Origin of the sequence: Tatumella citrea (assembly GCF_002163585.1) — a bacterium.
Classification (GTDB): domain Bacteria; phylum Pseudomonadota; class Gammaproteobacteria; order Enterobacterales; family Enterobacteriaceae; genus Tatumella; species Tatumella citrea.
Genome location: NZ_CP015579.1, coordinates 2600225 through 2614165, shown reverse-complemented (window position 1 = coordinate 2614165; position 13941 = coordinate 2600225). Strand labels below are relative to the sequence as shown.

Below are 13941 nucleotides of genomic sequence, written 5' to 3'. Positions count from 1 at the left end.
AAGAAGGTATAACATGGCAGAAAAAAAAGGTATCAACGCACTTGGACGTGACGCAGCGTATCAGTTGGCCAATGTCACCAAAACTGCACCGCAGTTTGCTTCGATTACTCCGCGCTGGATCACTCATTTCCTGGATTTTAAAGGACTGGAAACCGGCATTTACCGGGTGAATAAAGTGGTGGAAGGGGAGACTCCGCTGGATGTGTTATGCAGCCAGGACCCGTCTAAAGTGACAATCCCGCAGGGTTATCTGGACTATCAGACAGAGCCGCGTGAATACCAGCTGGACTCTATTGCCACAATTATCAATGTGGATACCAAAGTCTCCGATCTTTACAGCTCGCCTTATGATCAGGCCTCAGAGCAAATTAATCTGGCGATTGAAAGCCTGCGTGAACGCCAGGAAAGCCAGCTGATTAATAATGACGAGTATGGTCTGTTAAAAAATATTGCTGACTCACAGCGTATTCAGACCCGCAACGGACGCCCGACCCCGGATGATCTGGATGAGCTGTTATCCAAAGTGTGGAAAGAACCCTCCTTTTTCCTTGCTCATCCACGTGCGATTGCCGCGTTCCAGCGTGAAGCGACCCGACGTGGTGTGCCGCCAGTCACCGTCAATCTTAACGGTGGTACCTTTATTCTGTGGCGTGGTATCCCGTTGATCCCTTCCGATAAGCTGTTTGTTGACGGACTGAAAAATCCAAAAGGTCAGGGCGGGAAAACCAATATTCTGCTGGTTCGTTCCGGCGAGCATAAACGCGGAGTCGTCAGCCTGTATCAGACCGGGCTGCCTAACGAGCAATCCCGTGGATTGTCGGTTCGTTTTCGCGGAATTGATGATAACGGCGTGGCTTCTTATCTGCTCTCACTCTATTGCTCAGCAGCGATCCTGGCGGATGACGCGATTGCTGTGCTGGAAGATGTGGAAGTAGGTGAATATTATGACTACCAATAATCCTTTTTCTTCACCGCGTGCTGCTCCCGGCATCGGCGCGGGCTGGCCGGATTCTCCGGCACTGGCACCCTCGGCGCGGGATTACGGTTTGCCGGATGCTGAGGATTTACGAGGCTTTTCCGGATCACGGTCAGTGAGCCGTCCGGCAGCAGATTCCTCCTTTTCACCACAAGTGGTAGCGCTGGGGCAGGAGCGTTCTGCGGGTATCGGGCAGCCTTCCGTCGGATATACAGCGTCGTCGCATACTCCGGGATTATCGGCCCGGGTCGGACAGGTGCCGGTCGAAAGGATTCGTGCAGATTTTCCGATTCTCTCTGAACAGGTAGACGGAAAGCCGCTGGTCTGGCTGGATAATGCGGCGACTACCCAACGACCACGCCAGGTCATTGACCGGATCAGCCATTTTTATCTGCATGAGAATTCGAATATTCACCGTGCAGCGCATGCCCTGGCGGCCCGTTCAACCGATGCCTATGAAGCGGCCCGGGATAAAATCGCCCGCTTTATTGGGGCTCCCGGCCCGGAAAATATCATTTTTGTGCGCGGAACCACCGAAGGTTTTAACCTGATCGCCCACAGCTACGTCAAGCCGTTGCTGCGTCCGGGGGATGAAATCATCCTGACCCTGCTGGAACATCATGCCAATATTGTTCCCTGGCAACTTATTGCCCAGGAGACTGGTGCGGTGCTGCGGGTGGCCCCGGTCGATGAGCACGGGCAAATCATTATTGAACAGTATATTGCGCTGTTTAATGAGAAGACGCGGTTTGTGTCGGCAACCCATGTGTCAAATGCGCTGGGAACGGTCACTCCGGTGCAGGAACTGGTCGCGATCGCCCATCGTTTTGGGGTGCGCATTGCAATTGATGGTGCTCAGTCAATCTCTCATATCCCACTGAATGTCAGTACGCTGGATGCCGATTTCTTTGTGTTCTCGGGGCACAAAATCTTTGGCCCCACTGGCATCGGGGTAGTTTATGGTAAGCAGGAGGTGCTGGAAGAAGCGCGGCCTTATCAGGGCGGCGGCAATATGATTGCCGATGTGACTTTTGAACTGACGCGCTATCAGCCAGCCCCGAACAAGTTCGAAGCGGGTACCGGCAATATTGCCGATGCCGTCGGGTTAGGGGCTGCGATTGATTATGTCACTTCACTGGGTATCGAAAATATTGCCCAATATGAGCATGCACTGCTGGAATATGGTATCGAAAAGCTGTCGCGGATTCCGGGTCTGACCCTGGTCGGGACGGCGGCTCAGAAAACCAGCGTACTCTCATTTGTTCTCGAAGGGCATGAAAATGAGGCTGTTGGGCGCTTCCTCAGCCAGTCAGGGATAGCCGTGCGCGCTGGTCACCACTGTGCACAGCCAATCCTGCGTCATTTCGGTTACGAAGGTACGGTACGGCCTTCTCTGGCCTTCTATAACACCCCGCAGGAAGTGGATTTTCTGGCAGACCAAATCGCCCGTTTTGCAGGGCGGAGATAATCTCCGGTAAAAAGAATGGTGGTGACCTGATGCCCGACGGAGCGGATTGACGACCTGTTAATCCGCTTCCGGGTCAACCTGAACAGAGTCGCCAGGTGTTACAGAACGGTATTGCCATAATGCAGCGGGTTGTCCAGCACATGAGCAATGGTCTGCAGGTTCTCGGCGCACATCTCCCTTGACCATGATCCCCCCAGGCAGATCCTTAATGCATCCGGTGGATTATTATCGGTGCAGAATGCAGCACTGGAGACAGCACTTACCCCCTGCTCACGCAATTTCACCGCAATCTCTCCCGGATTCCACTGGAAGTGACGGGGAAGCTGTAACCACAAGTGAAATCCCTGTACTGAGGCCGAAAATGAAAAATCGGTGAGTATTTCGGCGGCCATTTTCTGGCGAATTGCGGATTCTGCCCGAACGGATTCCAGCACTCTGTCAGCAGTTCCGTCTTTAATCCAGTGTGCTGCCAGCGCCGAGGTGATTGGGCTGGACATCACATTCAGTGCGCGTAAAGCTCCGGCCAGCAGTTGTGCATTTCTCCGGCCGGGGCATTTGACGAATCCGGTACGTAAGCCGGGACCAAAACATTTCGACATGCCGGTGATATACCAGGTCAGCTCCGGTAACAGTTCGCTGAATGATGCAATTCGCACGGTGGAGAGTGCTGCATAAGCCTCATCTTCGATCACCGGAATGCTGTAACGGGCGGCTACATCAGCCAGCGCCTCTCTGCGCCGCAGCGGTAAGGTCAGGGTGGTCGGGTTTTGAATGGTCGGATTGATATACAATGCGCTGATATTTCCTGCCTGACACTGATGTTCGAACGCCCGTGGCAGCGGTCCATCATCGTCGCAGGGGACCGATTGCAGCGTGATATTTAACTGACTGGCAATTGCCTTCATCCCGGGATAGATAAGGTTACTGACACATACGCTGCCACCTTTACGGCATAACAGCGTCAGCAGTCCGACTAATGCACTGTGAATCCCCGGAGTGACCAGCACTTCATCAATATTCACCTTCGGCAGTTGCTTTTCCAGCCAGACGCCGGCCATGGTTTTTTCATCGGCCTGCCCGCCAAAGTCCTGATAACGCAACAACTCAACGATATTACGCTGATTAAACAGGTTGATGGCTCCATCACTGATAGCGCGGGCCAGTTCTGCCCCGGGTTCGATGGGGGAGTTCATGGTCATTTCGTAACTGCTGCCACTGCTCAGTGGATAAGCAGGGACTTTTCCGCGGATGTAACTACCCATACCGGGCCGCGAATCGATCAACCCACGCCGTTTAGCTTCTGCATAACCGCGTGTTGCAGTGGTGTAGTTAATGGATAACGCGGTGGCCAGTTCACGCAGCGGTGGTAACCGGTCCCGTGGCTGGAATTCTCCACTATTGATGCCATCCGAAATAATGTCGGCAATCAGTAAATAGGCCGGACGTGGCGTATTCATCTGGGAGTGAGACTGCCAGCGTCCGCAGAGTTTTGTCAGCATAACCGTGTTCCGTCGTGGCTTCGTTACCGGACACTATTCCTCCAATTTTTCCGGAATGCAATCATCTTATCAATGATTGCATATTTGATTGCATATTGATTTTTATTGTGTGTATTTTTGGTGCAAAACAGCATCAATAAAGTGCATTGGCCATTGATCTGTCACGGCAGAACAGGGGTTGAGGGCAGTAAATTCCTGCGATTAAAAAAAATATTGAGCAGAAAGTGAGCGGTTGATTGGCGTTTGATTGCATGGGGGTGATTCACTGATGGCACGGTGCTTGCTCATTTCATTGGGTGTTAACGCGGACTGACCCATTGCAGGGAATCAGTCTTTAACGTTCGATAACCGGAGAAATGTGCTATGCCGAAAATAACTTTACCTGCTCATCAGACTGGCGATTTTTTTGTTGATTACGAAGAAAAGGTGTTTGAAGACGTAAAAGCGGAACCTGGCCAGAAAGCCCTGGTGACTTTCCATACCGTCGCTTTTGAAGGCTCTATCGGGCTGGTCAATATGTTGCAGGCGACCCGGCTGCAACGAAAAGGGTTTGAAACCTCAATTCTGCTGTACGGGCCGGGGGTGCTGCTGGGCGTACAACGTGGTTTCCCTACTCTGGGAGCTGAGGCTTTTCCCGGAAATCAGAACTATGCCAATCAGTTGACAAAATTTATGTCGGAAGGAGGCAAAGTGTATGCCTGCCGTTTTGCTCTGCAGGCACTGTACGGCCACGGCGAACCTTCATTACTGGAAGGCGTAAGACCAATCAATCCACTGGATGTGATGGATCTTAAGCTTCTGCACATCCGCGACAATGCGGTCATTATCGATACCTGGACAATGTAAGCGGAGGCGCATCATGGCTGAATCCCGCATTATTCGTGCTGCCGCAGCCCAGATTGCGCCTGACCTTCACGAGGCCAGCAAAACGCTGGCCAAAGTGCTGGACGCAATCGATGAGGCCGCAGACAAAGGCGCGGAAATAATCGTCTTTCCCGAAACCTTTGTGCCTTATTACCCCTATTTCTCTTTTATTACCCCGGCAATGACCGCAGGGGCAGCGCACCTGAAACTCTATGATCAGGCGGTGGTGGTTCCGGGAGTGGTGACCCATGCCGTCAGTGAACGGGCACGGTTACGCAATATGGTGGTAGTGCTCGGGGTTAATGAACGGGATCACGGCACACTCTACAACACACAACTGGTGTTTGATGCCAGTGGTGAGCTGGTACTGAAGCGCCGCAAAATCACACCGACTTATCACGAACGAATGATCTGGGGACAGGGTGATGGCGCTGGCCTGAAAACTGTCGCTACCCGTGTCGGACAGGTAGGCGCACTGGCCTGTTGGGAGCATTACAACCCGCTGGCACGTTACAGCCTGATGGCCCAACACGAGGAAATCCATTGCAGTCAGTTTCCGGGATCGCTGGTGGGGCCCATTTTTGCGGAACAAATGGAAGTGACCATCAGGCATCACGCACTGGAGTCAGGCTGTTTTGTCATTAATGCCACCGGCTGGCTGACCGAGCAGCATATTAATGAGCTGACTTCTGATCCCGTATTGCAGAAGGGCCTGCGCGGCGGTTGTCATACTGCAATCATTTCTCCGGAAGGGCGACATCTGGTTCCGCCGCTGACCGAAGGCGAAGGCATTCTGATTGCTGATATGGACATGGCGTTGATTACCAAACGCAAACGAATGATGGATTCTGTCGGTCACTACGCTCGCCCCGAGCTGCTCAGCCTGCAACTGGATGATACACCGGCCCGTTACATGGTTACCCGTTATCCCGACACTCATACTGAAGGAGAGAGAGATGCAGAATCTTCCGCTCAATCGTCAGCAACTGATTACTGAACTGCTCACCCGGGGAGTTCAGGTCATCAATCCGCGCGAGGAACATGTCAGCCGGCACGGAGGGGCGGGCCCGTCAGATCACCAGGCGATGGATATTGATGGTGTGACCGTTATGGTACCGGTTTATACCCATTCGGCTCATCGTTCTCCGTGGCAGGTCAGGCATGAAGATTCCGGTGCTACCCGGCTCTACAACCTGAGTATTCCGGTCAGAGAGATTAACATCGCATCCAAGCCACGCTTCTACGAGCGACAGACCGCAGAGGGTATCCCGTATTCGCAGATAGCCACTCTGCACGGTACCGATGTGCTGGCGACGACGGTTTTGCAAACCTGTATTCGTTATGAGAATCGCGCGAAAGCCTGTCAGTTCTGTGCCATCGGGCAGTCGCTGGCAGCCGGAACTACCATTGCCAGAAAAACGCCACAGCAACTGGCTGAGGTGGCAAAAGCGGCGGTAGAGCTCGACGGGGTAAAACATATGGTGATGACCACCGGCACACCGTCGGGCAGCGACCGTGGTGCGCGCATTCTGGAAGAAAGTGCTATTGCCATCAAAGCGGCGGTCGATCTGCCTTTGCAGGGGCAGTGCGAACCCCCGGGAGATCACCGCTGGTTTCAGCGGCTAAAGGATGCCGGTATCGATGCCTTAGGAATGCATCTGGAGGCGGTGACTCCCGAAGTCAGAGCCAGAATTATGCCGGGTAAAGCACAGGTCAGTATCGGGCAGTATATGGATGCCTTCGCCGGCGCTGTTGAGGTGTTTGGCCGTGGTCAGGTGAGTACTTATATTCTGGCGGGTCTGGGAGATAGCGCCGACTCGATTATCTCGATTTCTGAACAACTGATTGAGCTGGGAGTTTATCCGTTTGTGGTGCCGTTCGTACCGATCAGTGGTACCCCACTGGAGCATCATCCTGCCCCGGACAGCGCGTTTATGACATCAGTGCTGCAACCATTGGGACGGATGCTGAGTTCGGCTGGTTTACGGTCAGCCGATATTAAGGCCGGATGTGGTCGTTGCGGCGCCTGCTCCTCGCTCTCCTCCTTTGAACAGACAATGGTCTGAGGAGCTGACATGAACGCTTACTCCGGGTACACGATTAAATGGGTCACATTGCCCTGGGAACGCCGCCAGGCGTATGAGCTTCGCCAGCGGGTTTTTTGCCAGGAACAAGGGTTGTTCAGCGGTAATGATCTCGACGATATCGATGAGCACGCACATTTACTGGTTGCGCTTGGCAGTACCGGTGGATGGCATGAGGAGGTGGTCGGTACTGTCCGGATTCATCAGCTTTCTCCTGGTGTCTGGATGGGCTCCCGGCTGGCGGTAGATCATCGCTACCGTCGCCAGGGACAACTGGGGCCGACATTGATTCGGCTGGCAGTGTGTAGCGCCCATGCGCTGGGTTGCCAGGCGTTTTATGCCAGGGTCCAACATCAGAATGAGCCGTTGTTTCGGCGGATGCACTGGCAAACGCTGGACTGGCTGGATCTGCGTGGTGTGCGGCATGCCAGTATGCAGGCTGATCTGGAGTTCTATCCGCCCTGCGATGATCCGTTCAGTGGCATGGTGATCAGCAGCCGTGGCACCCGACGTCAGGTACCGCAGAACGATTTTATTGCAGGAGAGCGTCTATGAGCGATGAGTTAACCACACTGATCAGCCGACTGCATTCGTTCAGCGGCATTGCCCATAAACGTGATATCCAGCAGGTTGCGCAGCAACTGCGTGCGGCCTGGCCCAACGCCTATCCCAACGGAGATGACTGTGCACTGATTCCGGACGGTCAGGGTTTTAAATTGCTGGCGATGGAAGGTTTTATTAACCGCTTTGTCGCTGAGGATCCGTGGTTTGCCGGCTGGTGCGGAATTATGGTGAATCTGAGTGATATCGCTGCCATGGGCGGAAGGCCGCTGGCCGTGGTTAATGCATTATGGGACGACAGTTTACCGCATGCTGAACAGATTCTGCAGGGAATGGCCGCCGCTTCCCGCGCGTATCAGGTGCCGGTGGTGGGGGGGCATACCAACCTGCGCAGTGAACAGCCGCAACTGGCAGTAGCGATTCTGGGGGAAACCCAACATCCGCTCAGCAGTTTTAGTGTCCGCCCCGGGCAGTCATTACTGGTGGCTGTCAATCTGCAGGGGCGCTGGCATCCCCCCGGGCTGAACTGGGACGCTGCATCAGAGGCTGACCCGGCCGCATTACGTAAGGCTCTTGCTTTACTCCCTTCGCTGGCAGAACGAGGGCTGATTCAGGCGGCAAAAGATATCAGCCAGGCGGGGCTGGCGGGCACGCTGGTGATGATGCTGGAAAGCGGCGGAGTGGGTGCAGAGTTGAATCTGGACGATATTCCACGACCAGAACAGGTAACCACGGAGCAATGGCTGTGTGCGTTTCCCAGCTTTGGTTTTTTAATGGCAGTTGACTCGTCAGACTGCGCAGAGGTTCAGCAGAATTTTACTGACAACGGAATCAGCTGTGCTGTGGCAGGGCATTTTACTGCTGAACCGCAGCTCATTATGCATTATCAGCAGCAGAGTGCCTGCTACTGGGATATCAGTAAACAGCCATTAACCGGCATGTCGAATCACTAACAGGAGCGAATTATGCCTGCAATGAATTTTATTGTTTGCTGGCCTGACGGCAGCAAAGACACCTGCTATTCACCGTCCACTGCAATCAGCAATCACCTACAGACCGGACACGACTATCGCGTAGAAGAGTTTGTTCTGCTGGCTACCCGGGCGCTGGATGAAGCCAGTGAGCGGGTAAAAGCAAAATTTGGTTATTACTGTTCGTCGGCAATGGACCAGTCCGCAGCCATCACACAAAAAGCGCGACAGTTTTCGGCACAACAAACCGTCACCGTTGAGAGCATTCACGCCGCAGAGGCCTGAAACCAGGTAACCACATCATGAATAAAAACTATTATCCTGTCGTCATTATTGGCGGCGGTCAGGCCGGTCTTGCCATGAGCTGGCATCTGACTCAGAAAAAGATTCATCATATCGTGCTGGAACGCTATCAACTGGCATGGGCGTGGCGTCATCAGCGCTGGGAAAATTTTTGCCTGGTGACCCCTAACTGGCAATGCAAACTACCGGGATTTCCGTATGACGGAACACAGCCGCACGGATTTATGCTGCGTGATGAAATCGTTGATTATATTGCCCGCTATGCACAGAGCTTTGGCGCTCCGCTCAGAGAGGGGGTCAATGTAGAGCGGGTAACCCGTTGTGGCGAGGAATTTAAATTACAGACTTCTGCCGGTGAGTTTACCGCGGGTCAGGTGGTGGTAGCTGTGGGAAATTACCACCGGCCACGTTTCCCGGAGATTTCGGCCAGCCTGCCGCAGCATATTGTGCAGGTGCATTCGGCTGAATATAAATCGTCCCGCCAGTTGCCGGAAGGAGAGGTGCTGGTCGTCGGCTCGGCACAATCTGGCGCACAAATCGCAGAGGACCTGCATCTGGAAGGCCGAAAAGTCCATTTGTGCGTTGGCAGTGCGCCACGGGTTGCCCGGTTTTATCGCGGACGGGATGTGGTGGACTGGCTCGACGATATGGGGCACTACCGGCTTACGGTGGATGATCATCCGTTGGGTGAAGATGCCCGCAGGAAAACTAACCATTATGTCACCGGACGCGATGGCGGGCGTGATATCGATCTGCGGGCGTTTGCTCTGCAGGGGATGCAGTTGTATGGCCGGTTGCTGGGCTATCAGGATGGCAGGCTCAGTACGGCAGATGATCTTCGCGCCAGTCTGGATAATGCTGATGCCACCTCAGAGAAAATTAAACATAGTATTGATGAGTGGATTACCCGCCAGCAGATAACCGCCCCGCAGGAAGCGGCCTACCAGCCGGTCTGGCAGCCAGAAAACACCCCGGATGCTATTGATACTGAGAACCTCAGTGCCATTGTCTGGGCTGTCGGCTTCCATACCGATTTCAGCTGGATTGACCTGCCCGCCTTCGACAATAAAGGCTATCCGCAACACTCCCGCGGCGTGTCTGCAGAGCCCGGTCTCTATTTTCTGGGCCTTCCCTGGCTCTGGACCTGGGGATCAGGACGATTTGAAGGTGTCGGGGAAGATGCTGGCTGGCTGATGCAGGCCATAGAAAACTATTCGCAGCCGTTACAATCATCGGGGGCAGATTATGCCAGACAACGCGCCTGAAGATGATTTTGGTCAGCGCTTCTGGGCTCAGCAGGCTCAGAATCTGGACTGGCATCAGCCTTTTCACCGCGTGGTGGAAAGCGTTGACGGCGGGCCGCGTTACCGCTGGTTCAGTGGCGGTAAAACCAGTCTTTGCCATAATGCCCTTGATCGTCATCTGGCGGAGCGTGGAGATAAGACCGCGCTTATTCATCGTGATTATCAGGGGTTGGTGCTGCGGCTAAGTTATCGTGAGTTATGGGAGCAGGTAAATGCTCTCTGTTGTCTGATGGCCGAATGGGGTATCCGACCGGGGGATCGGGTGCTGATCGTGTTGCCCGTCATGCCTCTGGCTGTCGCGGCGATGCTGGCATGCAGCCGACTGGCGGCAGTGCATGTGGTGGTCTACTCCTCAGTCAGTAGTGAAGCGCTGTCACAGCGCATCCGGGCTTGTCAGCCGTCGTTATTGTTATTTCACAGTGCTGACCGGGGGCGGGGGCAACTCCCGGAGATCCCTCCTGCGGGAACTGAATTGCGTATCATTGATACCGCGTCATCAGAATTCAGGCAACAGCTGGCGGCATATGACGGACAGACGATCCCCTGCCAGTGGGTGGAATCTCAGACCCCCTCGCATCTGTTATTTACCTCCGGTACTACCGGCGAGCCGAAAGGAGTTGCCCGTGATACCGGGGGTTATGCAGTTGCATTGCTGGCCAGCCTGCAACATCTGTTCAGGCTGGAAAAAGACGAAATTATGTTTACCAGTGCAGATATCGGTTGGGTGACCGGGCACAGTTATGGCGTTTATGCCCCGTTGCTGGCAGGCGCCACCACGGTACTGTGCGAAAGCAGTGAACTTAATATGCCAGGACAGAGCTGGTGGCGAATGGTAGAGGAGCTGGGTATTACCCGGATGCTGACAATTGCAGGGGCTATCCGGATGGCCCGTCAGCAAGGTGAGCCACGCGCCAGCCTGAAATCGTTACGCAGCCTGTACCTGGCGGGGGAACCACTGGACCAGGCCACCTGCGACTGGGTGACTGACCAGCTACAGGTGCTGTGTGAAAATCATTACTGGCAAACAGAATCTGGCTGGCCGTTAATGGCAGGACAGGGAAGGGCTCTGAGTCCGGTATTTTCGCGGTCGGTCACGGTGATTAATCCGCAAAACGGCGCCCGCTGCGCTGCAGGCGAAACCGGAATGTTGGTGGTGAACCATACACTGGGACCCGGCGGAATGCTGACCCTGTGGCAGGATGACAGACAACATGACCAGTATTACTGGCTGCAACGCGATAATGGCTGGAATTATGCGACCCACGATTGTGCGCTCTGGGACGGCCGGCAGGTAATTATTCAGGGGCGACTGGATGATGTTGTTAATATCGGCGGTAAACGGCTGTCAGCATCTGAAGTCGAGAGTGCTGTTGCTGGTATTACCGGAATCTCCGAAATTGTTGCAACAAAGACGCCCCATCATCTGCTGGGAGAGATGATTGTTCTGTACGTCGTCACCTGCGGTCTGAGTACCCGAGAGCAACAACAGCTGAAAAAAATCATCAGAGAGCGAATAACCACCCGCTGCGGGCGACACGCCTTGCCGAGAAAAATTTATTTCCGCCAGTCACTGCCAAAAACCTTCTCCGGCAAGTATCTGCGACGTCAGCTTCAGGCGTGATGCAAACACCGGATGGCACCAGTCCTGCCTGCAGATATTCAGGTGGCTGACCGAAAGAGGGGATGGCAGGTATAAAAAAATCCACCCCCTGTAATAATAAAGATAATTATTTTTGGGGGCTGGCTCTTTTTAAACTCCTTTCCCTTATTTGATGATTTGGGAAATGATGATGCCTCTGGTGATTTATATTTTTACGCTCAGCGCGTTTGCTCTCGGCCTGGCTGAGTTTGTTCCTGTCGGGTTAAGTGGTTCTGTTGCCTCCGGGCTTGGAATCAGCGCGGCGCAGACAGGCAGTATGGTGACAGCTTATGCGCTGGGGGCATCCTTTTCGGCCCCGTTGCTCAGTGCACTGACGGCAGGATGGCCGGCCAGGCGAATTTTACTGACTGCCATGCTGGTGTTTTCAGCCGGTTCTCTGCTGGCTGCAATCTCTCCTGCGTTGCCGTTTATGGTTACAACGCGTTTTATCGCCGGAGCCGGACATGGCCTCTTCATGGCCGTTGCTGCGGGTACGGCAGCCAGACTGACCGGGGCACAACAGGCCGGACGGGCGGTTGCGGTCGTTTTTGGTGGATTTACGCTGGCGATGGCAGTAGGAGTACCGCTCAGTACCTGGGCCGGATCGGCGGTAGCCTGGCGACCGGTAATGGCAGCCATTGGGGTTGCAGGGGTGGTTGGAATGGTCGGAATATGGAGAGGAATGCGTGATCCTCTGATACCTGAGCGTGGACTGACTTCCGTTACCCTAACCGGCCGCGCACTATTCCACCCCGGCTTGCTGAGTGCTTCTCTGGTCACGGTACTTGCTTATGCCGGGGCATTTACCGTTTACACCTACCTTGCACCGATGTTGCTGCAGCTACCGAAAGTTAACAGCAACACAGTGACAATAGTGATGCTGGTTTCAGGTATTGCCGCCGCCCTGGGCAATTTAGCTGGGGGGAAAATGACCGATGCTCTGGGAAGCTCACGGGCTAACAGTGTGATTATCGGAGGGATCATACTGGTGTGTTTAGGTATGTGGTGGTTCTCCGGTTCTGTGATATTGATGATTCTTTGCGCCGGATTACTGGGCTTTTTTACCTTTGCTTCGGTCCCGGCCTTACAGGCCAGACTGATTGGCGTTGCTATGCAAAAGATTCCTCATGCGAGTGGCGTTGCTTCCGGGCTCAATATTGCCGGATTTAATCTGGGTATTGCGCTCGGGTCGGTAACCGGCGGCCGGGTCATCAGCCATTACAGCTTTTCCCGCATTGGCCTGGCGGGTGCTGCGCTTGCTCTGGCCGGGTTACTGCTACTTCGTTGGCAGGTCCGGACATCCGGAACTACAGTTACCCGTGGCAAACCATTATATTAACCCTCCCGTCAGTTGAACGAGATGTCTGTGGCATGAGTCATTTAACCCATTTACGCACCTTTCTTGAAGTTTATCGCCGTGGTTCAATATCCCAGGCTGCTGCCAGCCTGGGGATCACTCAGCCAACAGCATCGCTGCATCTTCAGGCACTGGAGATGTTTGTCGGTAAGCCGTTGTTTGAACGACAAGCAAGAGGTGTGGCTGCCACAGCAGCTGCAGATGAACTGGCCCGTTCAGTTGCGCCACAGCTGGACAGTCTGGAAAGTAAACTGGCCAGTTACCGGCCCGGACAAAGCAGTAGCAGCACGGTGCATATTGCCGGACCGGCCGATTTTATTTATTACCGGCTGGCTGACTCTCTTACCCGTCTGATGAATGGCGATAACTTTTTTCGTCTGCAGACCGGCAATAAAACAGTTATTTACCAACTGCTGGAGTCCTGCAGCATCGATCTGGCTGTCACTGCCTCGGTTCCTGATGAGCATCAGTTTAGTTATGCCCATCTGCTGACTGAACGTATGTTACTGGTATGTTCCCCGGCAGTTGCTGACAGACTGGACAGCCTTAATAGTCAGTCACTTATGAGAGTGCCGTTGATTGCCTACGATGAGGATTTGCCGTTGATTCGCCAGGCCTGGGTTGCTTTATTTCAGCAATCACCGGAGCTCAAAGCCACCTTCACCGTGCCCGATATGCGCACCATTAAACAGATGATAATTTCCGGCCATGGCTGGAGTGTTCTACCTGATTACCACTGCCAGCAGGAGTTACAGGAGGGCAGGTTGGTCGCACTGACGTCGCCGGATAAAGCTCCGGCCAATAATCTTTGTGTGGTGTGGGATAAACGGGGAGTGAGGGATCCGGCGGTAGCCCGTGTGAGAGACCATTTGTTGCAGACTTTCCGCCAGTAAAAGTTGCGGGCGTGAACCTGAA

At 54.1% G+C, this 13941-nt stretch carries 13 protein-coding genes; 12 read left to right on the top strand and 1 reads right to left on the bottom strand.

Going from position 1 to position 13941, the window contains the following annotated elements; genetic code table 11:
- Positions 1–13 precede the first annotated feature (13 nt).
- Together A7K98_RS12445 and A7K98_RS12440 are read left to right on the top strand one after the other, a co-directional pair.
- Positions 14–958, top strand: coding sequence for a family 2A encapsulin nanocompartment shell protein (locus tag A7K98_RS12445; protein WP_087488852.1), 945 nt, complete (start codon positions 14–16; stop codon positions 956–958).
- On the top strand, positions 945–2444 hold the full coding sequence (locus A7K98_RS12440; protein WP_087488851.1) for a cysteine desulfurase: 1500 nt from the start codon (positions 945–947) through the stop codon (positions 2442–2444). Before A7K98_RS12445 ends, A7K98_RS12440 begins: the two co-directional genes overlap by 14 nt.
- Before the next feature lie 98 nt (positions 2445–2542).
- Here the strand turns inward: A7K98_RS12440 and A7K98_RS12435 are convergent, their stop codons facing one another.
- Positions 2543–3943, bottom strand: coding sequence for an aminotransferase-like domain-containing protein (locus tag A7K98_RS12435; RefSeq protein ID WP_087488850.1), 1401 nt, complete (start codon positions 3941–3943; stop codon positions 2543–2545).
- 363 nt (positions 3944–4306) lie between these two features.
- Between A7K98_RS12435 and A7K98_RS12430 the strand changes: the two genes are divergently transcribed.
- From A7K98_RS12430 to A7K98_RS12385, 10 genes are all read left to right on the top strand, one after another.
- Positions 4307–4789, top strand: coding sequence for an MSMEG_0572/Sll0783 family nitrogen starvation response protein (locus A7K98_RS12430; protein ID WP_038021369.1), 483 nt, complete (start codon positions 4307–4309; stop codon positions 4787–4789).
- A gap of 13 nt (positions 4790–4802) precedes the next feature.
- The gene (locus A7K98_RS12425) at positions 4803–5804 is read left to right on the top strand and encodes a Nit6803 family nitrilase (protein ID WP_087488849.1); all 1002 of its coding nucleotides are present in this window, start codon (positions 4803–4805) and stop codon (positions 5802–5804) included.
- Positions 5764–6873, top strand: a complete 1110-nt coding sequence (locus tag A7K98_RS12420) for an MSMEG_0568 family radical SAM protein (protein ID WP_087488848.1) — start codon at positions 5764–5766, stop codon at positions 6871–6873. Before A7K98_RS12425 ends, A7K98_RS12420 begins: the two co-directional genes overlap by 41 nt.
- A 9-nt stretch (positions 6874–6882) precedes the next feature.
- Positions 6883–7446 carry an MSMEG_0567/Sll0786 family nitrogen starvation N-acetyltransferase gene (locus A7K98_RS12415; RefSeq protein ID WP_087488847.1) on the top strand — a complete coding sequence of 188 codons (564 nt, stop codon included), beginning with the start codon at positions 6883–6885 and terminating at the stop codon, positions 7444–7446.
- Positions 7443–8405 (top strand): sll0787 family AIR synthase-like protein, encoded by a 963-nt coding sequence (locus tag A7K98_RS12410; protein ID WP_087488846.1) that lies wholly within the window; start codon positions 7443–7445, stop codon positions 8403–8405. Before A7K98_RS12415 ends, A7K98_RS12410 begins: the two co-directional genes overlap by 4 nt.
- 12 nt (positions 8406–8417) lie before the next feature.
- The gene (locus tag A7K98_RS12405; RefSeq protein ID WP_087488845.1) at positions 8418–8708 is read left to right on the top strand and encodes an MSMEG_0570 family nitrogen starvation response protein; all 291 of its coding nucleotides are present in this window, start codon (positions 8418–8420) and stop codon (positions 8706–8708) included.
- A gap of 17 nt (positions 8709–8725) precedes the next feature.
- Positions 8726–9991 (top strand): MSMEG_0569 family flavin-dependent oxidoreductase, encoded by a 1266-nt coding sequence (locus A7K98_RS12400; protein ID WP_087488844.1) that lies wholly within the window; start codon positions 8726–8728, stop codon positions 9989–9991.
- Positions 9972–11651, top strand: coding sequence for an AMP-binding protein (locus A7K98_RS12395; RefSeq protein WP_087488843.1), 1680 nt, complete (start codon positions 9972–9974; stop codon positions 11649–11651). Before A7K98_RS12400 ends, A7K98_RS12395 begins: the two co-directional genes overlap by 20 nt.
- A 163-nt stretch (positions 11652–11814) precedes the next feature.
- Positions 11815–13008 (top strand): MFS transporter, encoded by a 1194-nt coding sequence (locus A7K98_RS12390; protein ID WP_232461536.1) that lies wholly within the window; start codon positions 11815–11817, stop codon positions 13006–13008.
- Positions 13009–13040: 32 nt separating this feature from the next.
- On the top strand, positions 13041–13919 hold the full coding sequence (locus A7K98_RS12385) for a LysR family transcriptional regulator (RefSeq protein ID WP_087488842.1): 879 nt from the start codon (positions 13041–13043) through the stop codon (positions 13917–13919).
- Positions 13920–13941: the final 22 nt, after the last annotated feature.